This is a genomic window from Arthrobacter sp. Helios (assembly GCF_023167125.1).
GTDB lineage: Bacteria > Actinomycetota > Actinomycetes > Actinomycetales > Micrococcaceae > Arthrobacter_B > Arthrobacter_B luteolus.
In genome coordinates, this window is sequence record NZ_CP095402.1 from 3,769,366 (window position 1) to 3,791,253 (window position 21,888).

General features: G+C 68.2%; 20 protein-coding genes and 1 riboswitch. Of the genes, 7 read left to right on the forward strand and 13 right to left on the reverse strand.

Annotated elements, in window-relative coordinates:
- Positions 1-64 precede the first annotated feature (64 nt).
- Both ArtHe_RS17310 and ArtHe_RS17315 read right to left on the reverse strand, forming a co-directional pair.
- Complete coding sequence (locus ArtHe_RS17310; protein ID WP_248318105.1) at positions 65-1,681, reverse strand: amidohydrolase; 1,617 nt, start codon at positions 1,679-1,681, stop codon at positions 65-67.
- Between the two features lie 37 nt (positions 1,682-1,718).
- Complete coding sequence (locus ArtHe_RS17315) at positions 1,719-3,179, reverse strand: cytosine permease (RefSeq protein WP_248318106.1); 1,461 nt, start codon at positions 3,177-3,179, stop codon at positions 1,719-1,721.
- A gap of 110 nt (positions 3,180-3,289) precedes the next feature.
- Here ArtHe_RS17315 and ArtHe_RS17320 point away from each other — a divergent pair, with 110 nt between their 5' ends.
- The 5 genes from ArtHe_RS17320 (at position 3,290) to ArtHe_RS17340 (ending at position 6,270) form a co-directional block, all read left to right on the forward strand.
- Positions 3,290-3,922, forward strand: coding sequence for a TetR family transcriptional regulator (locus tag ArtHe_RS17320; RefSeq protein ID WP_248318107.1), 633 nt, complete (start codon positions 3,290-3,292; stop codon positions 3,920-3,922).
- A gap of 102 nt (positions 3,923-4,024) precedes the next feature.
- Entirely contained in the window at positions 4,025-4,354 is a 330-nt protein-coding gene (locus ArtHe_RS17325) for a PadR family transcriptional regulator (protein WP_248318108.1), read from the forward strand.
- Positions 4,355-4,356: 2 nt separating this feature from the next.
- Positions 4,357-4,740 carry a DUF1048 domain-containing protein gene (locus tag ArtHe_RS17330; protein ID WP_248318109.1) on the forward strand — a complete coding sequence of 128 codons (384 nt, stop codon included), beginning with the start codon at positions 4,357-4,359 and terminating at the stop codon, positions 4,738-4,740.
- On the forward strand, positions 4,721-5,509 hold the full coding sequence (locus tag ArtHe_RS17335) for an ATP-binding cassette domain-containing protein (RefSeq protein ID WP_282568731.1): 789 nt from the start codon (positions 4,721-4,723) through the stop codon (positions 5,507-5,509). Before ArtHe_RS17330 ends, ArtHe_RS17335 begins: the two co-directional genes overlap by 20 nt.
- Positions 5,506-6,270 carry an ABC transporter permease gene (locus tag ArtHe_RS17340; protein ID WP_248318110.1) on the forward strand — a complete coding sequence of 255 codons (765 nt, stop codon included), beginning with the start codon at positions 5,506-5,508 and terminating at the stop codon, positions 6,268-6,270. The genes ArtHe_RS17335 and ArtHe_RS17340 overlap by 4 nt, the downstream gene beginning before the upstream one ends.
- A gap of 41 nt (positions 6,271-6,311) precedes the next feature.
- Here the strand turns inward: ArtHe_RS17340 and ArtHe_RS17345 are convergent, their stop codons facing one another.
- The 11 genes from ArtHe_RS17345 to ArtHe_RS17395 all read right to left on the reverse strand — a co-directional run bounded on the left by ArtHe_RS17345 (position 6,312) and on the right by ArtHe_RS17395 (position 19,204).
- Positions 6,312-6,821, reverse strand: a complete 510-nt coding sequence (locus ArtHe_RS17345) for a hypothetical protein (RefSeq protein WP_248318111.1) — start codon at positions 6,819-6,821, stop codon at positions 6,312-6,314.
- 65 nt (positions 6,822-6,886) lie between these two features.
- The gene (locus tag ArtHe_RS17350; RefSeq protein ID WP_248318112.1) at positions 6,887-8,491 is read right to left on the reverse strand and encodes a bifunctional hydroxymethylpyrimidine kinase/phosphomethylpyrimidine kinase; all 1,605 of its coding nucleotides are present in this window, start codon (positions 8,489-8,491) and stop codon (positions 6,887-6,889) included.
- The gene (thiE, locus tag ArtHe_RS17355; RefSeq protein WP_248318113.1) at positions 8,488-9,195 is read right to left on the reverse strand and encodes a thiamine phosphate synthase; all 708 of its coding nucleotides are present in this window, start codon (positions 9,193-9,195) and stop codon (positions 8,488-8,490) included. The genes ArtHe_RS17350 and thiE overlap by 4 nt, the downstream gene beginning before the upstream one ends.
- Positions 9,192-10,016: a hydroxyethylthiazole kinase gene (gene thiM / locus ArtHe_RS17360; RefSeq protein WP_248318114.1), complete on the reverse strand. Its 825-nt coding sequence runs from the start codon at positions 10,014-10,016 to the stop codon at positions 9,192-9,194. The genes thiE and thiM overlap by 4 nt, the downstream gene beginning before the upstream one ends.
- Positions 10,007-10,096: riboswitch (TPP riboswitch) on the reverse strand. (Overlaps the previous gene by 10 nt.)
- Before the next feature lie 699 nt (positions 10,097-10,795).
- Complete coding sequence (locus ArtHe_RS17365) at positions 10,796-11,317, reverse strand: MarR family transcriptional regulator (RefSeq protein WP_248318115.1); 522 nt, start codon at positions 11,315-11,317, stop codon at positions 10,796-10,798.
- 85 nt (positions 11,318-11,402) lie between these two features.
- Positions 11,403-12,077 (reverse strand): response regulator, encoded by a 675-nt coding sequence (locus ArtHe_RS17370; protein WP_248318116.1) that lies wholly within the window; start codon positions 12,075-12,077, stop codon positions 11,403-11,405.
- Positions 12,074-14,584: a DUF4118 domain-containing protein gene (locus ArtHe_RS17375; RefSeq protein ID WP_248318117.1), complete on the reverse strand. Its 2,511-nt coding sequence runs from the start codon at positions 14,582-14,584 to the stop codon at positions 12,074-12,076. Before ArtHe_RS17375 ends, ArtHe_RS17370 begins: the two co-directional genes overlap by 4 nt.
- Before the next feature lie 3 nt (positions 14,585-14,587).
- A complete protein-coding gene (gene kdpC, locus ArtHe_RS17380; RefSeq protein WP_248318118.1) occupies positions 14,588-15,190 on the reverse strand; it encodes a potassium-transporting ATPase subunit KdpC in 603 nt (200 codons plus the stop codon).
- A gap of 49 nt (positions 15,191-15,239) precedes the next feature.
- On the reverse strand, positions 15,240-17,426 hold the full coding sequence (kdpB, locus tag ArtHe_RS17385) for a potassium-transporting ATPase subunit KdpB (protein WP_248318119.1): 2,187 nt from the start codon (positions 17,424-17,426) through the stop codon (positions 15,240-15,242).
- Complete coding sequence (gene kdpA, locus ArtHe_RS17390; protein ID WP_248318121.1) at positions 17,427-19,115, reverse strand: potassium-transporting ATPase subunit KdpA; 1,689 nt, start codon at positions 19,113-19,115, stop codon at positions 17,427-17,429.
- Positions 19,115-19,204 carry a potassium-transporting ATPase subunit F gene (locus ArtHe_RS17395; protein ID WP_248318122.1) on the reverse strand — a complete coding sequence of 30 codons (90 nt, stop codon included), beginning with the start codon at positions 19,202-19,204 and terminating at the stop codon, positions 19,115-19,117. The genes kdpA and ArtHe_RS17395 overlap by 1 nt, the downstream gene beginning before the upstream one ends.
- A 326-nt stretch (positions 19,205-19,530) precedes the next feature.
- Between ArtHe_RS17395 and ArtHe_RS17400 the strand changes: the two genes are divergently transcribed.
- A complete protein-coding gene (locus tag ArtHe_RS17400; RefSeq protein ID WP_066300030.1) occupies positions 19,531-19,716 on the forward strand; it encodes a hypothetical protein in 186 nt (61 codons plus the stop codon).
- Positions 19,717-19,790: 74 nt separating this feature from the next.
- Complete coding sequence (locus ArtHe_RS17405) at positions 19,791-21,827, forward strand: FAD/NAD(P)-binding protein (RefSeq protein ID WP_248318123.1); 2,037 nt, start codon at positions 19,791-19,793, stop codon at positions 21,825-21,827.
- The last annotated feature ends 61 nt before the right edge of the window (positions 21,828-21,888 follow it).

The window sequence follows — 21,888 nt, forward strand, 5'->3', positions numbered from 1 at the left end:
AAGCGCAGGGCCGGCCGGGGCTGGGCGGCCGGCCCACAACCACAGCCGGCCGCCTGCGCGGATATTACTCGGCGGTTTCGTACACACAGCGCCCGCCGACGACGGTGCGCAGGATCCGGGCGTCCAGGAGCGCAGCCGGGTCATCTGCCGCGAGGACGTCGGTGTCCAGGACGATGAAGTCCGCGTAGAGTCCGGCGGCGAGCCGGCCGATTTCCTGCTCGGCGCCGGCCGTCCAGGCGGAATCGCGGGTGGCATGCTCGATCGACTCGGCCAGCGGCAGCGCGAATTCCGGAACGTTGGTGCCAGCTGATGCGTCCAGCGCCGAGGCGCGGGTTGCAGCGACGTACATGTTCGGCAGCGGGGTGTGCGGCGAGGTCGGGGAATCGGTGCCGAACGCGAGGCAGCCCCCGGCATCCGTGATCCAGGGCCAGGGGAATCCGCGGTCCACGCGCTCGTCGTCGAGCTTGGCGCGCCAGTTGCTGCCAATCGCGGGATCGGCGTGCACCGGCTGCATGCTGGCGGTGATGCCCAGTGCGGCGAGGCGGTCGACGTCGGCCCGGTCCACGAGCTCCAGATGCTCGATCCGGTGCCGCCGGCTGCGGGGACCGTTCTGCGCCACCGCCTGCTCAACAGCGGCGATCGCAATCCGTACGGACTCATCCCCGATGGCATGCATCGCCACCTTCAGCCCGGCGGCATCGGCGGCCGCGACCACCGGCGCGAGCTCTGCCAGGCTCCAGATGGGCTCGGCATTCGATCCGTCGGCGTAGGGGGTGCCGAGCACAGCCGTGCAGCCGTCAATGGTGCCGTCGATGATGACCTTGACGCCAACCACCCGCAGGAACGGTGACTGATGTTCGGCGGCCAGGGCGGCCGCCCGTTCGACCTGCTCCAGGTTCTGTTCGAGGGAGCCGGTGTTGTTCAGCCGCCAGTAGGCAATGAGCCTGCTGGTCAGCGTTCCGTCCTCCGCCGCCCGTGTGAACGCCTGCAGGTCCGTCTCGTTGAACCCCATATCGCAGGCGGTGGTCACCCCGGACTCCCGGTAGGCCTGCTGGACAGCTGCGATGCTCGCGGCGTGTTCGTTGTCGCTGACCTGGGCATCGAGGAACGGAAGCACGACGTTGTAGAACGCGTTCTCGTCGAGGTAGCCGGTGGCATGCCCGTCGGCACCGCGTCGGATGGTGCCCCCCAGCGGATTCTCCGTCTCATCGGTGATCCCCAGTTCCGCCAGTGCTGCGGAGTTCACCCACACCGAGTGGAAGTCGTAGGCAATGGCGTACACCGGCACGCCGGGGAGGGCGGCGTCGAGCATCCCGGCGTCCGGTACGCCGCCGGGAATCGCACCGTGCAGCCAGCCGGTGGCCAGGACGCGGGCGGAACCGGGGCGTTCGGCGTCCCAGGCCTTGATGCGCTGCTGGATTTCCGCCACGGATCCCGCACCCCAGAGGCTTACCTGGCCCAGGGCTTCGCCGGTGCCGACCACGTGGGCATGGCCGTCAACGAAGCCGGGAAGCAGCAGCCTGCCCTGGAGGTCAATCGTTTCGGCTCCCGGGGCCAGCCGTTCCGCCGTGACGGTGTCGCCGACGTAGAGGATCCGTTCGTCCTGGACCACCAGGGCCTCGGCCCACCGCCGGGTATCGGCGGTGAAGATGCGGGCGTTGGTGTAGAGGTGCGTAGTCACGCGGTAACTTCCTTTGGTTTGGAACAGGCAGGGGTGGTTAGGCCGGGACGTCTTCGGCGGTGCGGACCGGCGGGCTCAGCGGGGCCGGGGCCAGACGCGACCAGAGGACGTACACGCCCGAGGTAACGGCGAGGGCGACCGGAACCGATAAGTCGATGTTGCCCATGGCCGCGGAGAGAGGGCCAACATAGAGGCTGGTGTTGAGGAACAGGGAAGCTGCGCCGGCGCCGAGTACCGCAGCCAGGAGCCCGGGAATGTTCCAGCCGCCGGTGTACCAGAAGGCCCCGCCCGGACGTTCCTGAAAGAGGTCCGCACCGTTGTAGCGGTTGCGGCGGAGGATCACATCCGTGGCGAAGATCGCCATGGTGGGGGCGGAGATGAGGATCAGCAGCTGCAGCAGCAGGTTGACCGCCTCAAGGAGGCTGGTCGACGTCACCAGGTAGACGGTCAGCGCGGCACCGATCACGCCCACCACCACCGCTGAGGGGATGCGCCGGATCGGGATACCGATGGATTGGAATGCCATGCTGGCGGTGTAGGTGGTCATTCCGTTGAGCGAGATCGTATTGATGATGACGCCGGCCACGAAGATCGGCCCGAGCCACGCGGGAAGGAGCGCCAGGAGCGCTGCTTCGATGCCGGGTTCCATGGCCGCTGCGCCGATTCCGGTGGCGAGCAGGGCACCTACAGCGGTGAAGAAGATGCCGGGCAGCGCACCGCCGAGAGCCGTGGCCGCGATGATGTGTGAGGGTTTGGTGGACCGCGGCAGGTACCGCGCCATGTCCGGGCTGTTGGAGAAGGAGAGGGGGCCTGACGCGAGGATGGCAAATCCGATGGTTACCGCGGACCACAGCGGCAGACCCTGCAGGGACTCCGCCGGTGCGTAGTTCCAGTTCACATGGGGCAGGATGAACGCCGTGACCAGCAGGAAGATCACCAGCAGCACCGAGGCCACAACGGGGTAGATGCGCAGGATCAGGCCGTGGCCGTAGACGGCTACCAGGACGGTGATCGCCGCGACGACGACCGTGATGAGTACCGGACCGAGCACGGGATCGGTGAAGCCGGTTCCGGCCAGCAGCTCGGCGCCCATGAACGACGCCGCGAGCCAGTTGAGTGCCAGGAAGACGGCGGAGATGAACCATCCGTAGAAGGCGACAATGACCTTGTTGCCGCGTATTCCATAGATGGCCCGGGTAATCACAGACCCGGATGTTCCGGCTGCCGGGCCGCTGATGGCCACCAGGCCGGTCAGGATCCAGAGCAGGTTGGCCGCGATGATCACAGCGAACACCTGCCACAGCTCCAGCCCGAGCAGGATCAGGGAGGCCCCGATGGTAAAGCTCAGGACGCTGACGCTAGGTGCCGCCCAGACCGAGAAGAGGTCGCGGGCACGTCCGTGCCGTTCGGAGTCTTCGACCAGTTCGATGCCGCGCTTTTCGGGCTGGGTTAGTGCTTCAGGGATGCTGACAGTGTCAGCGACACGGGGCTCGGGCAACGCTGTTCCTCTCGGGACGGTTCGGCACAAACGCTGGGAGACGAACCCGGCTGTCTGTTGGTCGAGCGACCAACAGTGATATTGGTCACTAATCCAATAGACTGCGGGGCATGATGTCAAGCCCTGCCCCGCGGGTCCGGAAACATCCGGAAGAACGCCGGGCTGAAATCGTTTCCGAGGCGGCTTCCATAGCGCTCGCCGAAGGGTTGGAGCGGGTCACGCTGCGCGCTGTTGCCGACGGTCTGGGGGTCCGCCCCGGGCTCATCAGCCACTACTTTCCAGCTGCGGAGGACCTGGTGGCGGCGGCTTTCGTCCGTGCCGTTTCGGATGAGCGCGAGGATCTTTTTCCGGACCTGGCGGATCCCATCGAGCGGATGGCCTGCTTGATTTCGCGGATAGAGGGGGCGCCTGAACTGACGCAGCTGTGGCTCAATGCCCGGCATCTGTGCCGCTTCAGCCCGGCCCTGCGGGAGGCACTGCGGCACCAGGAACAGCTGGGCCACCTCCGCCTGACCTTGCTGATTGAGGACGGCGTGGCCCGGGGTGCCTTCAAGGTGGGCGAGCCCGGCGCTGCTGGAACGCGGATTCTGGTTGCCATTGACGGTGCCGGCACCTACATCAACTATGTTGGCGCCGCGGAAAGCGAAATGCTGACATCGTTCGTCACGGAGGTCGCTGAATGGACGCTGGGCCTGCCGCCCGGCGAATTGCGGGCCGCCGTGGAGCGGCACCGGAGCGGCTGAGCCGCGGGCGGCCCCATTTTTTGAGGAAAGGCTCTTGTTTCCGGAGTACTCAGCGTTACTATGTACTGGTAGTCAACGTTACTAAGTAGCAAGGGGTATCCGATGGGCAAGCAGGCGACAGAGATGCTCAAAGGCGTCCTGGAAGGCATCGTCCTCGCGATCCTCTCCGGACGGTCAGCCCACGGCTATGAGATCACTGGGTGGCTGCGGGACCAGGGGTTCACCGACATTGCTGAAGGAACCATCTACGCGCTGCTCATCAGGATCGAACAGCGCGGACTCGTCGACGTCGAAAAGGTTCCGTCCGAAAAGGGCCCCCCGCGGAAGGTGTATTCCCTGAATGCGGCGGGGAAGGACTATCTCAACGAGTTCTGGAGGACCTGGAGCTTCCTCTCGGAACGTCTGGAGCAGCTCCATAAGGGAGAAAAGTGACCATGTTGATTGAAAAGATAGTTGGCGACTTCGGCGACAAGCGCCGGTGGCGGGAGTACAAGGCGCGGATCAAGGCGCTTCCGGCTCCCTACCGCACTTCCGTTGAGGCAATCGAGCGCTACCTGACCTACTTCGGCGCCATCACCAACGGCAGCACCATGATGACGATGGTTGAGGACCTGGCCGATCTGTTCGAACGCGCGGCCGTTGACGGAACCCCCATCCGGTCCGTGGTTGGAGAGGATCCGGTGGAATTCGCAGAGACCTTCCTCCGGAACTACTCGGACGGCCAGTGGATTAACAAGGAGCGCCTGCGCCTCATCCAGGCAATCGACGCCGCCGAGGAAGAGAACGGCGGTGAGAACCGTGACCGCCCGCCTGAGTGACCGCCCGGCGATCCGGGTGGCCGGACTCGAAAAGTCCTTCAAGGAGCTGGGTGTGCTGCGGGGCGTGGACTTCGACGTCGCACCCGGGAGCATCTTCGCCCTCCTCGGCTCCAACGGAGCAGGTAAAACGACGGTGGTGCGGATACTGGCGACACTGCTGAAGGCGGATGCCGGAAGTGCAGTGGTCAACGGTTTCGACGTCGCCGCCGATGCGGCGGACGTGCGGGAATCGATCAGCCTTACCGGACAGTTCGCCGCCGTCGACGAGGTACTCAGCGGCCGGGAAAACCTGATCCTGGTGGCGCAGCTGCGGCGCGTCCAAAAGCCTGGCGTGGTGGCGGACGAACTTCTGCAGCGGTTTGCACTGGCCGATGCCGGCGGGCGGAAAGCCGGGACCTACTCCGGTGGGATGCGCCGCCGCCTGGACATTGCGATGAGCCTCATCGGCAGTCCGTCCGTCATCTTCCTCGACGAACCGACGACCGGCCTGGACCCGCAGGGGCGCCTCGAAGTGTGGGAAACGGTGCGGAAGCTGGCCGCCCAGGGGGCCACGGTACTGCTCACCACACAGGACCTTGACGAGGCCGAGCAGCTCGCTGACCGCATCGCCGTCCTCCATCAGGGCCGGATCATCGCCAACGGAACGCTTGCCGAACTCAAGCAGCTCATTCCACCGGCGACGGTCGAGTACGTGGAGAAACAGCCGACCCTCGAGGAAGTCTTCCTCGCCATTGTCGGCAGCGATGAGAACCAGGGGCAAGGACGATGACCGCAACCCATTTCTACGGCAACACCACTGTGCTCACCCGGCGTTCGCTGCGGCATATCCTGCGCAGCCCGGACACCATTATCACCACGGCCATCATGCCGATCGCCATCATGGTGATGTTTGTGTACGTGCTCGGCGGAGCGATCAACACCGGTGCCTTTCAGTACATCGACTACATGCTGCCCGGGATCCTGCTGATCACAGTTGCATCGGGCATCGCGTACACAGCCTTCCGGCTCTTTACCGATCTGCAGGGCGGCATCTTCGAGCGTTTCCAGTCCATGCCCATCGCCCGGTCCAGCACCCTCTGGGCGCATGTCATGACGTCTCTGGCAGCCACCCTGATCTCGCTGGCCATTGTGGTGGGCGTTGCCCTGCTGATGGGTTTCCGCACGGGAGCAGGCCTGGGGGAGTGGGTCGCGGTTGCCGGAATCCTGTTCCTGTTCACCCTGGCGCTGACCTGGGTTGCCGTGTTCGCAGGCCTGTCGGCAAAAACAGTTGAGGGTGCCAGTGCCTTCTCTTATCCGCTGATTTTCCTGCCGTTCATCAGCTCGGCCTTCGTGCCGACGGAAACAATGCCTGGTCCGGTGCGCTGGTTCGCTGAGAACCAGCCGGTGACCTCGATGGTCAACACGATCCGCGCGCTGTTCGCCCAGCAGCCGGTGGGGACCGGGATCTGGATTGCCCTCGCCTGGTGTGCCGGGATCCTGGTTGTGGCGTACGCGCTCTCGATGGCTGCGTACCGGCGCCGGATCGGCTAGTACGCCCAGGCAGCTGCGGACATGCCGGGGAACGTACCCGCCTACCGGGCCACGCTGTACTTGGCACCGAGCTGGTCAGCCAGGTCCTGCAGATCGAGTTTTCGCTCCGGAACCGCGCCAACCGCAACTTCGGAGACATCGGCGACGAACCAGTTGGCGCCCTCCACCAGGTAGACGGACGTGCCTCCGGCGGCACTGCTGGCCGCACCCTGGACAACCTGTTCCATGGGCTCGCCGTCGTCGAACCACATCACGATCACTGTGTTGGTGCACATCTGTGCTTCGCCGGGGGTGTCCCCGGGCAGGATCATGACGGTGGGCGGTTCCGGTGCGTCAGCGGAGCAGTCCACGGCGCCGTCTACGGCGGCAAAGGTCTCCGCCAAGGACGAAAACGCGGGGAGCGCCTCTGGACTCGTCGACGGATTCCCGTCGTCATTCCCACCGTCACCCTCAGCTGCACTGCCGCAGGCGCTTGCCAGCGGTGCCAAGCCGAGGACCGCGGCCAGGGCCAGCAGCCTCATCGTCCGCGGTCCTGCTGTTTTCGAACGCATAACCATTTCCCCCTAGAAATGCCGGACAGGCCACGGTTCCGGCAGATCCCAGGAACGGCGGCAGGTTAGGGCAGCATACCCGCCGCGAAGAAGTCGTGCTCCCACTGCACCGAGCCGGTGAACGCCTCCTGTGCGGCCTGCCGTTCGGCGGCGTCCCCGGCCAAAACGGATTCCAGGATCCCAATGGCCTGTTCGGTGGCGGCGGCAAAACCCGGATCCGCGTAGGTGTCCAGCCATTCCCGGTAGGGGTGGGTGGCATGGTTCAACTCCTGCAGCCGGGCTCCCACATCCGCATAGACCCAGAAACAGGGGAGCACCGCTCCCACCAGGCGGGCGTACTCTAGGCTGTCCTCCGCATCTCGGTCCCTGCCGAGCAGATGGTTCAAATACCCGCGTGTGACCGGCCCTGCGGCCGCAAGGTCCGTGCCCGCGGGAGCGGAGAGGACCTGCTCGACGCCGGTGCCGCCCGCAGGCCCAAGCCAGTTCCGGTGCAGATCGAGCTCGGCGTCGAGGGCATTGCGGGCCCCCGCAGCCCAGAAAACCTGCTCCTGGAGCCGGGGTGCCAGCTCGCTTGCCCGGGCCATCGCGCGGGCGTACCCGCGCAGATAAACCGCGTCCTGGGCCAGGTAGAAGCCGAAGGACCGGTGATCCAGTGACCCGTCGCCGAGGCCGCGGACGAAGTCCAGTTCATCGATCCGGGTCCGCAGCCCGGCGGTCGCTTCCCAGAGGCCGGCGGTCAAGCTGCCGGCAGGGGCCGGCAGAACGCGTTCGGGCACTGCAACCTGCCCGGGCAACGGGGCCAGCCCGCGCTCCCAGACTCCGTGGAAATGGTTCACCGGGCCGTGGCCGGTGCCGACGTCCAGGAGGTCGGCCGTTTCGAGTGCCTCCTGCAGCCAGGCTTTGGCCGCCGTCAGCGTCTGGCCCCAGTTCCCGGTGCGGGCAAACAGCGTGGCCATGGCAGCGGAGAGCGAGCAGCCGGTCCCATGGGTGTTCTTGGTGGCAACCCGCGCCGAACTGACCTCAGTGACCGCAAACCCGCCGGCGCCGTCGGGCACCACCAGGGCATCCGGGGCCGCGTCCCCCATCAGGTGGCCGCCCTTGACGAGTACAGCGGTCGAGTAGGCAGCGGCCAACCGGCGTCCCTGGTCCAGCGCCTGGGACCAGTTCTGCGCCGGGTCCTCCCGCAGCAGCGCCGCAAGCTCGGGCAGGTTGGGGGTCACCAGATCCACCCGGTGCAGCAAGTCCCGCAGGGCATTCTCGGCACCCTCGCTGAGCAGGCGGTCGCCGCTCGTAGCCACCATCACCGGATCCAGCACCACCACCGGGGGCCGGGCCTCCGCGAGCCAGCTGCCCACCGTCCGCGTCACCTCGGCGGTGCCCAGCATGCCGATCTTTACGGCGTCGATCACGACGTCGTCACTCACCGCTTCCAGCTGTTCGCGCAGAAAGTCCGGCGGCGGCGTGAGGACGGACCGGACGCCGTGCGTGTTCTGCGCGACCAGCGCCGTCACAGCAGCCATGCCGTACCCGCCCGTGGCGGCAATGGACTTCAGATCAGCCTGGATACCCGCGCCGCCGCTGGGGTCGGTACCGGCGATGCTCAGCACCCGGGGAATGCTGCGGGCGGCGTCCGTGGAATTTGCGGTCTCCGTGCTGGACAGGGGGCTCATGCATTCCACGCTGCCACCAGCTCCCGGGCACTGCGCAGCGGATCCGCTGCCGTGCAGATGGCCGAAACGACGGCGGCGCCGGAGGCCCCGGCGGCACGAAGGGCAGGGATGTCCGCCAGTTCAATGCCGCCGATCGCCACGCAGGGGACCGGTGACTCGGCAGCGAAGGCCTGGAAACCCGCTACGCCGAGTGGCTCCGGATGGTCCGGTTTGGTGCTGGTGGGACGGATGACGCCGGCACCGAGATGATCCACGGTCCCCGGTGTGAGTGCCCGGACGGCATTGAGGTGTGCCGCCGTGTTTGCGGTCAGGCCCACGACGGCGTCTGGGCCCACGATGGCCCTGACGGCGGCGGCGGGAAGGTCGCTCTGGCCCACATGCACACCGTGGACCCGGGCACCGGCGGCCCATGCTGCCAGATAAATGTCCACCCGGTCATCCACCAGCACCAGCGTCTGGCCCCCACCGGCCTGGTCACTCACTGCCTGGGCGACGGCGAGGACCAGCGCGTAAAAGTCTGCGGCTGAGGCGTGCTTTTCCCGGATCTGCACGGTCCGGATACCGCCGGCGACGGCGGCGCGCACCGTGTCCACGACGCCGCGGGCACCGCACTGGGCAGTGTCGGTCACCAGATAGATGCCCGTGTTCAGGGCCAGGTCCCGGGGCCGGAGGACGGGGGAGAGGCTGCCGGCTGCGGGAATCATGCCGCCACCAGCCTTGCGTTGATGCTTTCGCCGGTAAGGTCCGCAAGGGAATCCAGGAACGCCGGGACGAAGCTGCCCGGCCCGGCAGACTGGGCGGCGGCCAGCTCGGCGGCCAGCGTGTACACGGCGGTGGCCGCGGCCACCGCCGCCAGTCGTCCGCTGATGTCCGCTCCGCCGTCGTCCGCCACTGAGAGGAAGGCCGCGGTGACCACACCGAGGGCGCAGCCGCCACCGGTGACCCGGGTGAGCAGCGCGTCTCCGTTGCTGATCCGCAGCGTGGAGGTGCCGTTCGTGACGACATCGGTGGGGCCGGAAACGGCCACGATAGTGCCGTATTTCTGCGCCAGGAGCGTCGCGGCGGGAAGGGCGTCCTCGGCGTTGTCCGTGGCGTCCACCCCTCGTCCGCCCGCCCCCAGCCCGGCCAGGGCCATGATTTCCGAGGCGTTGGCGCGGATGGCGGTGGGGCGCAGTTCCAGCAGATCCGCGGCGAGGGCGGTGCGCACGGGCAGGCTGCCCACGGCAACGGGATCCAGGACCCAGGGGGTGCCGGCGTCGTTGGCCGCATTGGCGGCCTCCAGCATGGCGGTGCGCTGCTCCGCGTGGGGTGTGCCGAGGTTGATCAGCACTCCGGAGGCAATCCGGGCGAACGGCCCGGCTTCCCCGGGAATATCCGTCATCGCAGGGGCGGCGCCAAGAGCCAGCAGCACGTTCGCGGTGAAGTTCGTGACCACGGTGTTGGTCAGGCACTGCACCAGCGGCGGTTCGCTGCGTACGCGGGAAAGCAGGGTGGAAACGGTCAATGGTGTCAGGCCAATAGTCATGGCGACATCCCTTCGCTAGTCCTAACTAGATCAGGTTCGACGGGTCTTATCTCAGCCAAGCGGCACCCCGTGTCACTGCCCACGACTCTATGGTGGAACCGGGCGGTTGGCCAACCGGCCCTCCAACTGCGGAGACGAAAGTCCGCCGGCAGGCTCAAGGCTGACGACTGTTCCCGTCCACTAAGGAGTCAGCCAAGCCTGATTTCCGCTTATCCCAGGGCCAGGGCCAGGGTCAGGGCCAGGGCCAGCGCCACCGGCTTCCAGGCCCGGGGTGGGTGCGGCTTCGATCTGTTCCTGCGTCCCGGAACTTTCCTTGTTCAGCGCCGCCTCATCATTTCCCTCCGCTTTGGGAATCCCTCGACATGTTGTGACTCTGGTCCCTCCGTTTTGGGAATTTCCCACGGTTTTGTGACTCTGTTTTCCTCCGCTTTGGGAGAAACCAGCCTTTATGGGATTTCCCTCCGCTGCGCTCTGGCAGGGAATTGCCAAATGAGACGATTTAACCCAGAACGGAGGGAACCGGACGGCAGGCAGGGAAAACGGGGAAGGTGTCCTGCAGGGAAGCGGGTGTGAAAACGGAACAGCGTTCCCAGATGCACGATCCCGCGGGCACGATCCCGCAGGCACGGTTGAACGGGCACGGTTGCGCGGGCTGTGTGCCTTCCGGCCTGGCGGATCGGCGGCGCCTACAGCCCCCCGCGGCGCCTACAGCTCCGGCGGCGCTTACAGCCCGCCGCCGCTCCTACAGCTCCGGCGGCGCCTACAGCCCCCCGCCGCTCCTACAGCCCCGCGGCGCCCATAGCCCCCGCTGCGCCGTTAGCCTCAGGGGAGCCCTGCACGAAGGCGGCCAGCCGCCCGATCAGGGCCTGGAACTGGCTGGACTCACGCTCGTCCAGCCCTGCCAGCAGCTCCCGTTCCGTCTGCGCGACCAGCTGCTCGCAGCGGGCCAGGGTTTGGCGTCCCGCGGCTGTGGCGATGACCTTGCGCGCCCGGCGGTCGGAGGGGTCGGGGATCCGCTCGACAGCTCCGGCGGACGCCAGGGTGTCGAGCAGATAGGTCAGCACCGTCCGGTCGATGCCAACCCGGGCGCCGAGGGCCTGCTGGTTTTCCGGAGCATGATGGACGACGGCGGAGACCACCTGGTAGCCGCGCAGGCCACCGGGCATGTCGGCCAGGACCTCCTCCAGCCGGGACTGATAACAGCCCGCCGTCACCGCAAGGTTCCAGGCGAGGCTGCCGGGAACCGATTCCGGGTCCAATGTCCCGCTTGCCCCGCTTGCCCCGCTGCTGCCTTTGCTCATGGCCCTCATGATAGCCCCGGCATGTGGGCGTTGAGATATTCTGCCAGCTAAATAGTCTGCTGCGGAACCTACCTGAGCCGGGGGATCAGGGCTGGAACCGGTACCCCATGCCGTGCTCGGTCAGCAGATGGGCGGGTGCGGCGGGATCCGGCTCCAGTTTGCGGCGCAGCTGCGCCATGTACAGGCGCAGGTACCCGGTGTCCGTGGTGCCCGGTCCCCAGACCTCGCCCAGCAGCTGGGCCTGCGTCTGGAGCCGTCCGGGGCGCTGCAGCAGGGCGGCAAGCAGATGCCATTCGGTGGGCGTCAGGCGGATGGCCGCACCGTCGTCGAGCCTTGAAACCCGGCGGGCCGCAAGGTCCACCCGGACGTTCCCGAACAGGACCTCCGGGCTGTCCTGCACCGCTGCGGTCCGGCGGCTCAACGCCCGGATCCGGGCCAGCAGCTCCTCGGCGGAGAACGGTTTGGTGACGTAGTCATCGGCGCCCAGGTCCAGGGCCCGGACCTTGTCCGCGGAATCGGACCGGCCGGAGATCACCAGGATGGGCATGGAACTCCAGCCGCGGACCGCCTCGATGACTTCCATGCCGGTGAGGCCGGGCATACCCAGGTCCAGGACCATCAGGTCGGGATGGGCGTCCACGGCCTTGCGGACGGCGGCGGCACCGTCCTGGACCGCCACTACGTCGTACCCGTAGGCCGTGAGGGTGATGCGGAGTGCGCGCAGGATCTGCACATCGTCGTCGGCCAGCAGGATCTTCACTCTGCCACCTGCGCATCCGCGGGGCGGCGGGCATCTGCTGCGGGCAGGGACAGGACCATGGTCAAGCCGCCGCCGGGCGTCTGATCGGTCTCCAGCGTTCCTCCCATGCCTTCCATGAATCCCTTGGCGACCGCGAGGCCCAGGCCCAGCCCTGTCTGGTTGTCGGTGTCGCCGAGCCGCTGGAACGGCACAAACATGTCCTCCCCGCGCCCGGGAGATACTCCCGGACCGTAGTCTATGACGCGGATTTCCACCTGGCCCCCGAACTCGCTGGCGGTCAGCAGCACCTTGGCATCCGGTGGCGAAAACCGCAGGGCATTGGCCAGGACGTTGACCAGGACCCGCTGCAGCAGCACGGCGTCGCCCAGGACCGGCGGCAGTCCGCTGCGGATGTCCAGCTGCACCTCTGCCGGCCCAATGTTCAGTTCCTCCAAGGCAGGAAGCACGGCGTCCGCGGTCTCCAGCGGCGCCAGGGTCACCGCCAGCGCTCCGGCCTGCAGCCGGCTTACGTCCAGCAGGCTGGTCACCAATCCGGACAGGGTGGCCAGGGATTCCTCCGCGGTGGCCAGCAGCTCCGCCCGGTCCGCAGCGGACCACTCCACGTCCTGGGCGCGCAGCCCGGTCACCGCTGCGGTGGCGGCGGTCAGGGGGCGGCGCAGGTCGTGCCCGACGGCGGCCAGCAGGGCGGTGCGCACCCTGTCCGCGGCGGCCAGCGGCTCCATGCCTTCGGCCCTCGCGGACAGCTCCCGGTACTCCAGCGCGGCCTGCAGCTGCGCCGTGACCACCGCGAGCAGCCGCAGGTCTGTCCCTTCCAGGACCCGCCCGTGGAGCAGCAGCTCCGCGTTTTCGCCCACCGGCACGCGGGCTGACGGGAGGCCCGACGGCGGCACGGTGCCGGCGCGGGCCAATTCCGTCTCCCCTGTGCGCAGGGCCACCCCGGTAAGGCTGAAAGCCTCCTGGACCCGGTTGACCAGGGCCTGCACCGCGTCCTCGCCGCGCAGTACGTTGCCGGCGACGGCGGCCAGCAGGTCCGATTCCGAGGCTGCCCGCCGGGCGGCCCTGGACCGCCGCGCGGCGCGGTCCACCACGTAGCTGACCAGCATGGCGTTGGCGGCGTAGAGCACCAGGGCGAACAGGTGCAGGGGGTCGGCCACGGTCACCGTGTACAGGGGCCGGATGAAGAAATAGTCCAGGGTCACCCCGGAGAGCAGGGCAGCGAAAAGCGCCGGCCAGAAGCCGCCGGCAAGCGCCACCAGGATGACCAGGAGCTGGTACGCCAGCACATCGCTGGTAATGGAATCCGGGGTGCTGACCCGCACCAGCAGCCAGGTGAGCAGCGGCCCGCCCGCGAGCGCCAGCGCAAACCCGGCCCACCGGCGCCGGGCGCTGAGCGCCCCGCCCAGCCGCGGCAGTCCGCGGTGCCCGCCGGCGGCCCCGTGGTTGACGATGTGCACGTCGATGTCCCCGGACTGCCGGATGACGGTGGCGCCGATTCCCGGTCCGCCCAGCAGGGCCCGCAGCCGCGGACGCCGGCTGACGCCGATGACCAGCTGGGTGGCGTTGACCGAGCGGGCGAACCCGACCAGGGCCTCCGGGATGTCGGTGCCGACCACCTGGTGGAGCGTGCCGCCCAGCTTCTCCACCAGCGAGCGCTGCACGGCCAGCTCGCCGGGGTGGCTTTCGCGCAGACCGTCGGGGTTGGTGACATGCACGGCGAGCAGTTCCCCGCCGGCTGACCGCGCCGCGATCCTGGCGCCCCGCCGGAGCAGGGTCTGGCCCTCGGGTCCGCCGGTCAGAGCGACCACCACCCGTTCCCTGGCCTCCCATTTGCTGCGGATGCCCTTCTCAGTGCGGTACCGGTTCAGGGCAGAGTCCACCTCGTCCGCGAGCCAGAGCAAGGCCAGCTCCCGCAGGGCAGTGAGGTTCCCCATCCGGAAGTAGTTGGACAGGGCAGCGTCCACCCGGGCAGCGGGGTAGATGATGCCCTCGGCCAGCCGGCCGCGCAGCAGTTCCGGGGCAATGTCCACCAGCTCAATCTGATCCGCCGCGCGCAGCACGCTGTCCGGAACGGTTTCCCGCTGCACGGTTCCGGTGATGCCCTCAATCACGTCGTTCAGCGAGTCGATGTGCTGGATGTTCACGGTGGAGAGCACATTGATGCCGGCGGCCAGCAGGGCGTCCACGTCCTGCCACCGTTTGGCGTGTGCCAGGCCGGGTGCGTTGGTGTGCGCCAGCTCGTCCACCAGGGCATAGTCCGGCCGCCGCGCCAGGACGGCGGGCAGGTCCATCTCCTCCAGCTGCAGTCCGCGGTGTTCGAGCTGAAGCCTGGGAACCAGTTTCAGGCCCTGCGCGACGGCGGTCGTGGCGGCCCGGCCGTGGGTTTCCACCACGGCCACCACCACGTCCAGGCCCTCGCCGAGCAGCCGGTGGCCTTCCTCGAGCATGGTGTAGGTCTTGCCGACGCCCGGAGCGGCGCCCAGGAAGACCCGGAGTTCTCCGCGTGTCATCCGTTAAGTGTCCAGCTCCTGCAGGGAGATATTGAGTTCCAACACGTTTACCGCCGGTTCGCCGAGGACTCCCAGCGCCCGGCCGTTGACGAATTCCTCCACGAGCGCCCGGACGGCCGCCGGATCCAGGCTGCGTGCCGCGGCGACCCGGTCCACCTGGAGGTAGGCGTACTCCGGGCTGATGTGCGGATCCAGCCCGGAGGCGGAGGCAGTCACGGCGTCCGCAGGAACCTCCTCCGGAGCCACGCCCTCGAGCTCGGCCACGGCGGCCCGCCGGCCGGCCACCGCCTCGGCCAGCCCGGCGCTGTTCGGACCCAGGTTCGTGCCGCCGGAGGCGGCGCCGTCGTAATTCCCGGCCGAGGGGCGGGACTGGAACCACTGTGGCAGCGGCGCACCGGCGCCGTCGGTGAAGGACTGCCCGATCAGCACCGAGCCTGCTTCCGTGCCGCCCGCGGAGACCAGCGAGCCGTTTGCCAGGGAATGTGCGGTGACCTGCGCCGTGCCCGTGGCGATCAGGGGATAGGCAACGCCCAGGGTGAGGGTGAGGATCAGCAGGGCCCGGGCGGCGGTGCCGAGCTGGCGGGCGGTGGAACGGAACACAGTCATGGTCTGTCCTTGGTGGTGGTGGAGTGGAACCGGCGGTGGGCGGAAATCATCAGAACCCCGGCAGGAGGGAAACGGCCAGGTCGATCAGCTTGATGCCAATAAACGGTGCGATCACGCCGCCGACGCCGAAGACCAGGAGGTTGCGGCTAAGGATCCCGGAGGCGCTGGAGGCGCGGTATTTCACGCCGCGCAGGGCCAGCGGGATCAGGGCGAGGATCACCACGGCGTTGAAGATGATGGCGGAGAGGATGGCTGACGCAGGGGAGGCCAGGCCCATGATGTTCAGCACCCCCAGCCCCGGGAACAGTCCCACGAACATCGCGGGGATGATGGCGAAGTACTTGGCGACGTCGTTGGCGATGGAGAACGTGGTCAGCGCACCGCGGGTGATGAGCAGCTGCTTGCCGATCCGCACAATGTCGATCAGCTTGGTGGGATCCGAATCCAGGTCCACCATGTTCCCGGCTTCCTTCGCCGCCGAGGTGCCGGTGTTCATCGCGACGCCGACGTCGGCCTGGGCGAGTGCGGGTGCGTCATTGGTGCCGTCCCCGGTCATGGCCACCAGCCGGCCGCCGGCCTGCTCGCGGCGGATCAGCGCGATCTTGTCTTCCGGTGTGGCCTCGGCAAGGTAGTCATCCACGCCCGCTTCCGCGGCGATGGCCTTGGCGGTGCGCGGGTTGTCACCGGTGACCATCACGGTGCGGATGCCCATCAGCCGCAGCTGCGCGAAACGCTCCTTCAGCCCCTCCTTGACCACGTCCTTCAGGTGCACAATGCCCAGGATGCGGGCGGTGCCGGACGCGTCGCGGACAGCCACGACCAGCGGGGTGCCGCCGTTAGCCGAAACCTTGTCCACCCGGTAGGTCAGGTCGGCGAGCACCGAAATTTCAACGCCGCCGGCGGCCTCCGCCCACTCCAGGACCGCGGAGCCGGCGCCCTTGCGGAGCTGTGAACCGTCGGGAAAGTCCAGGCCGCTCATCCTGGTCTGTGCGGTGAAGGGAACGCCGGTGGCCCCGCCGTCCGGGCCGGGCCGGACCCCGAGGGAGGCGGCCAGGTCCACAATGGAACGCCCTTCCGGGGTGGGGTCCAGGGCAGAGGACCGGGCGGCGGCGAGAATCAGTTCGGCCGGGTCCGTTCCGGCCACCGGGATGAACTCCGCGGCCTGCCGGTTGCCGTAGGTAATGGTTCCGGTCTTATCCAGGAGCAGCGTGGTGACATCCCCGGCGGCTTCGACCGCCCTGCCGGACATGGCCAGCACGTTGTGCTGTACCAGCCGGTCCATTCCGGCGATGCCGATGGCGGACAGCAGCGCCCCGATGGTCGTGGGAATCAGGCACACCAGGAGAGCCACGAGCACCGGCACGCTGACCACCGCCCCGGCGTAGCCGGCCATCGGGTTCAGGGTCAGCACCACCATCAGGAAAACCAGGGTGAGGGCGGAGAGGAGGATGTCCAGCGCTGTTTCGTTGGGCGTTTTCTGCCGGGACGCTCCTTCCACGAGGCCGATCATCCGGTCCACGAAGGTCTCACCCGGACGGCTGGTAATCCGTACGACGATCCGGTCCGAGAGGACGCGGGTACCTCCGGTGACGGCGGAACGGTCTCCGCCGGACTCCCGCACCACCGGAGCGGATTCCCCGGTGATGGCGGATTCATCCACCGAGGCGATGCCGGCAATGATGTCCCCGTCGCCGGGAATGATTTCCCCGGCGGAGACCACCACCACGTCGCCCTGCACCAGATCGGCGGAGGCCACATCCTCGGTGGGAGTGCTGAGGGCGGCGGCGTCGGAAACCGGGTCGTAGTGCGGCACGCGTCGGGCCGCGGTGCTGGTGCGGGTGGCGCGCAGGGTGGCGGCCTGCGCCTTGCCGCGTCCCTCGGCCACGGCTTCGGCGAGGTTGGCGAAGAGAACGGTCAGCCACAACCACAGCGCGATCAGCCAGGTGAAACCGGCCGGTACCGGGCTGCCGCCGGAATCCGGGGAGGCGCCGGTGAAGGACTCCGCGACGGCGATGGCGGTAATCAGGACGGCACCGGCCTCCACGACCAGCATGATCGGGGTGCGCCACATCAGCCGGGGGTCGAGCTTGCGCAGGGCCACCGGAAGGGCGGCCGCGAGCTGGGACCAGGAGAGGCCGCTGCTGCGCCGGGTTGGGGGGCGGGAGGGCTCCGGCGCCGGCTGGCTGCCGGGCTCTCTGCCCGGTTCGGGACGGTGTTGCGTGGTGAGGGTGGACATTCAGATCAGTCCTTCTGCCAGGGGGCCCAGCGCGAGTACGGGAAAGAAGGTAAGGGCGGTAACGATCACCGTGATGCCGGCCAGCATCAGCACGGACTGCGGCCGGTGGGTGGGCAGCGTCCCGGCGGTAACGGGCACCTTGTGCTGCGCGGCCAGGGCCCCGGCGAGCGCCAGGACGAAGATGATCGGCAGGAAGCGGCCCAGCAGCATGGCCAGGGCCAAAGCCGTGTTCAGCCACGGTGTGTTGGCGGTCAGCCCGGCAAATGCCGAACCGTTGTTGTTGGCCGCGGAGGTGAAGGCATAGAGCACCTCGCTGAAGCCGTGCGGCCCGCTGTTCAGGATGGAGGTACCGGCAATCTCATCGCGGATGCCCGGCAGGGCGAAGCTCAGCGCCGTGCCGGTGAGGACCAGGGCGGGCATGGTCAGCACGTACAGGCTTGCCAGCTTAATTTCCCGGGGGCCGATCTTCTTGCCCAGGTATTCCGGCGTGCGCCCGACCAGCAGGCCGGCCACGAAGCAGGTAACCACGGCGAGGATCAGCATGCCGTACAGTCCGGAACCCACCCCGCCGGGGGCGACCTCGCCGAGCATCATGTTCAGCATGGCCATCATTCCGCCCAGCGGGCTGAAGCTGTCATGCATCGCGTTCACCGCGCCGGTGGAGGTCAGGGTGCTGGTGCTGCCGAAGAGGGTGGAGGCGGCGATGCCGAACCGCTGTTCCTTGCCCTCCAGTGAACCCGCTGCACCCTGCGCCGCCTGGTATTCGAGCAGTGTCATGGCCGTGACGGACACCAGGAAGATGCCTGCCATGGCGGCCAGGATGGCATAGCCCTGCCGGCGGTCGCCGATCATGGTTCCGAAGGTGCGCGGAAGGCTGAAGGGGATGATGAGCATCAGCAGCACCGACACCAGATTGGTCCAGGCGCTCGGGTTTTCGAACGGGTGGGCGGAATTCGCGTTGAAGAAGCCGCCGCCGTTGGTGCCCAGCAGCTTGATGGCCTCCTGGGTTGCCACCGGGCCGCCGGGAATGCTCTGGGTCCCGCCGGTGAGGGTGGTCAGTTCGGTGAAGCCGTTGAAGTTCTGGATCACCCCGCCGAGCAGGAGCAGGGCTGCGCCGAGCACGGCCCCGGGCACCAGCAGCCGGGTCAGGGATCGGGTGAGGTCCACCCAGAAATTGCCGATCGTGGCGGAGCCGCTGCCGGATCCCCGGTCCGCGGACCCCCGGCTGGCAAATCCCCGGACCAGGGCTACGGCCACGGCCAGGCCGACGGCGGCGGAGAGGAAGTTCTGCACGGCCAGGCCGGCTGCCTGGACGGCGTAGCCCATCGTGGCCTCGGGGGAGTAGGACTGCCAGTTGGTGTTCGTGACGAAGGACGCGGCCGTGTTGAAGGCGAGTCCTTCCGGAACCGGCGGGAGCCCGAGGGAGCCGGGCAGCAGGTGCTGGAGCCGCTGCAGCAGATACAGGGCCAGGACTCCCGCTGCCGAAAAGAGCAGGACACCGGACAGATAGGCCTGCCAGGACTGGCCGGACCGGGGGGCCACTCCGATCAGCCGGTAAAAACCGCGTTCCACGGCCAGGTCCTTGTCCGAGGCGTAGAAGCGGGCCATGTAGTCCCCGAGCGGCCGGTGCGCCAGCACCAGCACCACGGCAACAGCGAGGAACTGGCCGAAGGCCAGCCACACCGTCATCAGAATTTCTCCGGCCGGAGCAGGGCCGCCAGGACATAAACGACGGCGCCGGCGGCGAGGACCAGGGCCGCGTAGTCGAAGAACGTCACAGCTTCTCCACCACCCGTGCCACCAGGGCCAGGACGGCGAAAACCGCCACCGTGCCCAGAATTGCCAATACATCCACCAAGGGGTTCCCCCAAAGAAACTCGTTCCACTCCCGCCGGTCCGGAGGGAGGGCGCGTGCAGCGCCTCAACGAGTACAAACCGCCCCGGCCCCCGTTCGCGGAATCCTCACGGATTCTTAACGCGGGGCCGCCGAACCATAACGAAATCCAAGCGGTTCGGGGCTGGGGCGGCCGGCTGGTACCGCGGCAGCGGCCCTCCCGGTAGAGTCGCCAGCACGCAGATCCGCTGACGCCCCAGGGGGCCCGCCGTGCCGATTCTCACCACCGTGCTGCTGTTCGCCGGAATCATCGCCGCCGTCGTCCTGATTGTGCTGATCTTCCGCGGGTCACGGGTGCCGGAGGCGGACATCGAGGGCAGGAAACGGGTCAACCGCTGGTTCTGGATCCTGGGCGTGTTCGTGGCGGCGGTTTTTATCTTCGTGTCCTTTACCTAGGGCATACCCAGGGGGCGGGCCCAGCCGGACTGCCACGGCCCGGCCGGGGGTAAACGGGCAGATACCCTTAGACCATGGACAAATCCCAGGGACTTCGCGTTGCCGTCATCGGAGCGGGCCCACGCGGTATCTCTGTCCTGGACCGGCTGCTCGCCAGATACCTCGAACTGCCCGCTGAGGACCGCCCGGCACTCGACATCCGGATGGTGGACCCCTTCACACCCGGCCCCGGGCACGTCTGGCGCACCGGCCAGCCCCGGCTGTTTCTGATGAACACTCCGTGCCTGTTTCCCACCGTGGCCCCGGCTCCGGGCGAAGGATTCGCCCCTTCGATCTCCGGACTCTCCTTCGGCGACTGGGCACAGGCCATGGCGGCAGATCCGGCACCGGCCCTCAGTGCAGGGGACCGGGAGGAAATCGCGCGCCTCGGGCCGGGGGACTTCCCCAGCCGGGCCGTGTACGGCCGTTATCTGGAATGGACCTATGCCCGCCTGGCCGCAGCGGCAGCGCAGGCCGGCGCCGCCGTCGTCCATCACCGGACCGAGGCACTGTCACTGGCCCGCACCGACACCGGTTTCACCCTGGAACTTGCAGGCGAGGCAGCCCTGGCGGCAGACGCCGTCGTTCTCGCCCTTGGGCATCTGCCCGCGGCCCTGAACCCGGAACAGTCCCGGCTCAACGACGCGGCTGCGCGGCTGGACCTGCGCTACCTGCCGCCGGCCGTGCCCTCCGACGCCGACTTCTCCGTGCTGCCCGCAGGGGAACCCGTGCTGGTGCGCGGCCTGGGACTGAACTTCTTCGACATTATGGCGCAGGTGACGCTCGGCCGCGGAGGGCAGTTTGTGCCCACCGCAGAACCCGCGGGGCGGGCACTGCGCTACGAACCCAGCGGCCGGGAACCGGTGCTGATTGCCGCCTCCCGCCGCGGGACACCTTACCGGGCCAAGGCACAGCTGCAGAGCTACCTGCCGCGGAGCGTGAAGCTGCGCTGGCTCACCCGCGAAGCGGCAGGGAGTTTCGCCGCCGAAGGAATCCAGCCCGGGTTCGACCACGACTTTTGGCCGCTGCTGCACCGGGACGCCATCTGGGCGTACTACTCCACGCTGGCCCGGACCGCCCCGGGCTGCCTGACCGTGGCTCCCGGCGCTTTCCTGCGGGAGTTGGAAGCCGCGCTCAACGTGGACGGCCCGGACTGGGACGCCGCCAAGGAAGAAGTGCTCCGCCGCTGCGTTCCCGCCGGGCGCCGCACCAGCCTGGAAGCCCTCGCCCAGCCGCTGGGCCGGCGGCCCTTCAGCGATGGCGCCGATGTGGACGCGGCCGTGCTGACCTATCTGGAAGCCGACGCCGCCGGATCAGCCAGGGGCGAGGACGATCCGCTGAAGATGGCGATCGGAGCGCTGAACGCCGGACGCTCCGTGCTCAAGGCAGTGGTGGCCGACGGCGGCCTGTCCGAGGAATCCTGGCTCACCGAACTGCGTGGCTGGTTCGAACCCCTGGTTGAGGGCCTTGCCAGCGGCCCGCCGCCGGAGCGGATCGAGCAGCTGGCTGCACTCACCCGTGCCGGCCTGATCCACTTTGTGGGCCCGGATCCGCGGTTCGACGTGGATGAAGCCCGAGCCGTCTTCACTGCGTCCTCCCCCTGGTCGCCGGAGGAGTATGCGGCGAAAACCCTGGTCGAGGCCATGATGCCGGCCAACCGGGTCAGCGCCAGCCTGTCCCCGCTGCTCGAAGGAATGCTGCACCGGGGCCTGGCCCGCACGAAGGTCATGATGGCCGCCGACGGCACCCCGGTAATGACCTCCGGGCTGGACGTTTCCCTGCCGCCGTACCGTCCGCTGGACATCAAGGGCGAACCGCAGCCGGACCTCTATGTGATCGGCCTGCAGCTCTCCTCCGTGCAGTGGGGCACGGCGATCGCGGCCGAGGCCGGGGCCCCGGCCGACGCCGGCGCCCGGACCCTGCGGGACGCCGATGACATTGCCGCGGCCATCCTTGCCGGTCCGGGCCAGGACGGCCGGGAGGTTGCCGGAGGCCATGCAGGGGATTCCGCCGAAGGCCAGGGACTTGAGCCGGCCGGAACGGGTGCTGCCGCGGTTCGTGCCGGGGCGTAACCGTCTGCTCCCGCCCATCTGCTGGTCCCCCCCGCGAGCCGTTTCCCGCTAATGGCAAGGG

What these genes read in the sequence shown, in the direction of transcription:
- ArtHe_RS17320 (WP_248318107.1), top strand. Translation starts at nt 3,290, where the DNA reads ATGATGTCAAGCCCTGCCCCGCGGGTCCGGAAACATCCGGAAGAACGC.
- ArtHe_RS17325 (WP_248318108.1), top strand. Translation starts at nt 4,025, where the DNA reads ATGGGCAAGCAGGCGACAGAGATGCTCAAAGGCGTCCTGGAAGGCATC.
- ArtHe_RS17330 (WP_248318109.1), top strand. Translation starts at nt 4,357, where the DNA reads ATGTTGATTGAAAAGATAGTTGGCGACTTCGGCGACAAGCGCCGGTGG.
- ArtHe_RS17340 (WP_248318110.1), top strand. Translation starts at nt 5,506, where the DNA reads ATGACCGCAACCCATTTCTACGGCAACACCACTGTGCTCACCCGGCGT.
- ArtHe_RS17345 (WP_248318111.1), bottom strand. Translation starts at nt 6,821, where the DNA reads ATGCGTTCGAAAACAGCAGGACCGCGGACGATGAGGCTGCTGGCCCTG.
- ArtHe_RS17350 (WP_248318112.1), bottom strand. Translation starts at nt 8,491, where the DNA reads ATGAGCCCCCTGTCCAGCACGGAGACCGCAAATTCCACGGACGCCGCC.
- thiE (WP_248318113.1), bottom strand. Translation starts at nt 9,195, where the DNA reads ATGATTCCCGCAGCCGGCAGCCTCTCCCCCGTCCTCCGGCCCCGGGAC.
- thiM (WP_248318114.1), bottom strand. Translation starts at nt 10,016, where the DNA reads ATGACTATTGGCCTGACACCATTGACCGTTTCCACCCTGCTTTCCCGC.
- ArtHe_RS17365 (WP_248318115.1), bottom strand. Translation starts at nt 11,317, where the DNA reads ATGAGCAAAGGCAGCAGCGGGGCAAGCGGGGCAAGCGGGACATTGGAC.
- ArtHe_RS17375 (WP_248318117.1), bottom strand. Translation starts at nt 14,584, where the DNA reads ATGACACGCGGAGAACTCCGGGTCTTCCTGGGCGCCGCTCCGGGCGTC.
- kdpC (WP_248318118.1), bottom strand. Translation starts at nt 15,190, where the DNA reads ATGACTGTGTTCCGTTCCACCGCCCGCCAGCTCGGCACCGCCGCCCGG.
- kdpB (WP_248318119.1), bottom strand. Translation starts at nt 17,426, where the DNA reads ATGTCCACCCTCACCACGCAACACCGTCCCGAACCGGGCAGAGAGCCC.
- kdpA (WP_248318121.1), bottom strand. Translation starts at nt 19,115, where the DNA reads ATGACGGTGTGGCTGGCCTTCGGCCAGTTCCTCGCTGTTGCCGTGGTG.
- ArtHe_RS17405 (WP_248318123.1), top strand. Translation starts at nt 19,791, where the DNA reads ATGGACAAATCCCAGGGACTTCGCGTTGCCGTCATCGGAGCGGGCCCA.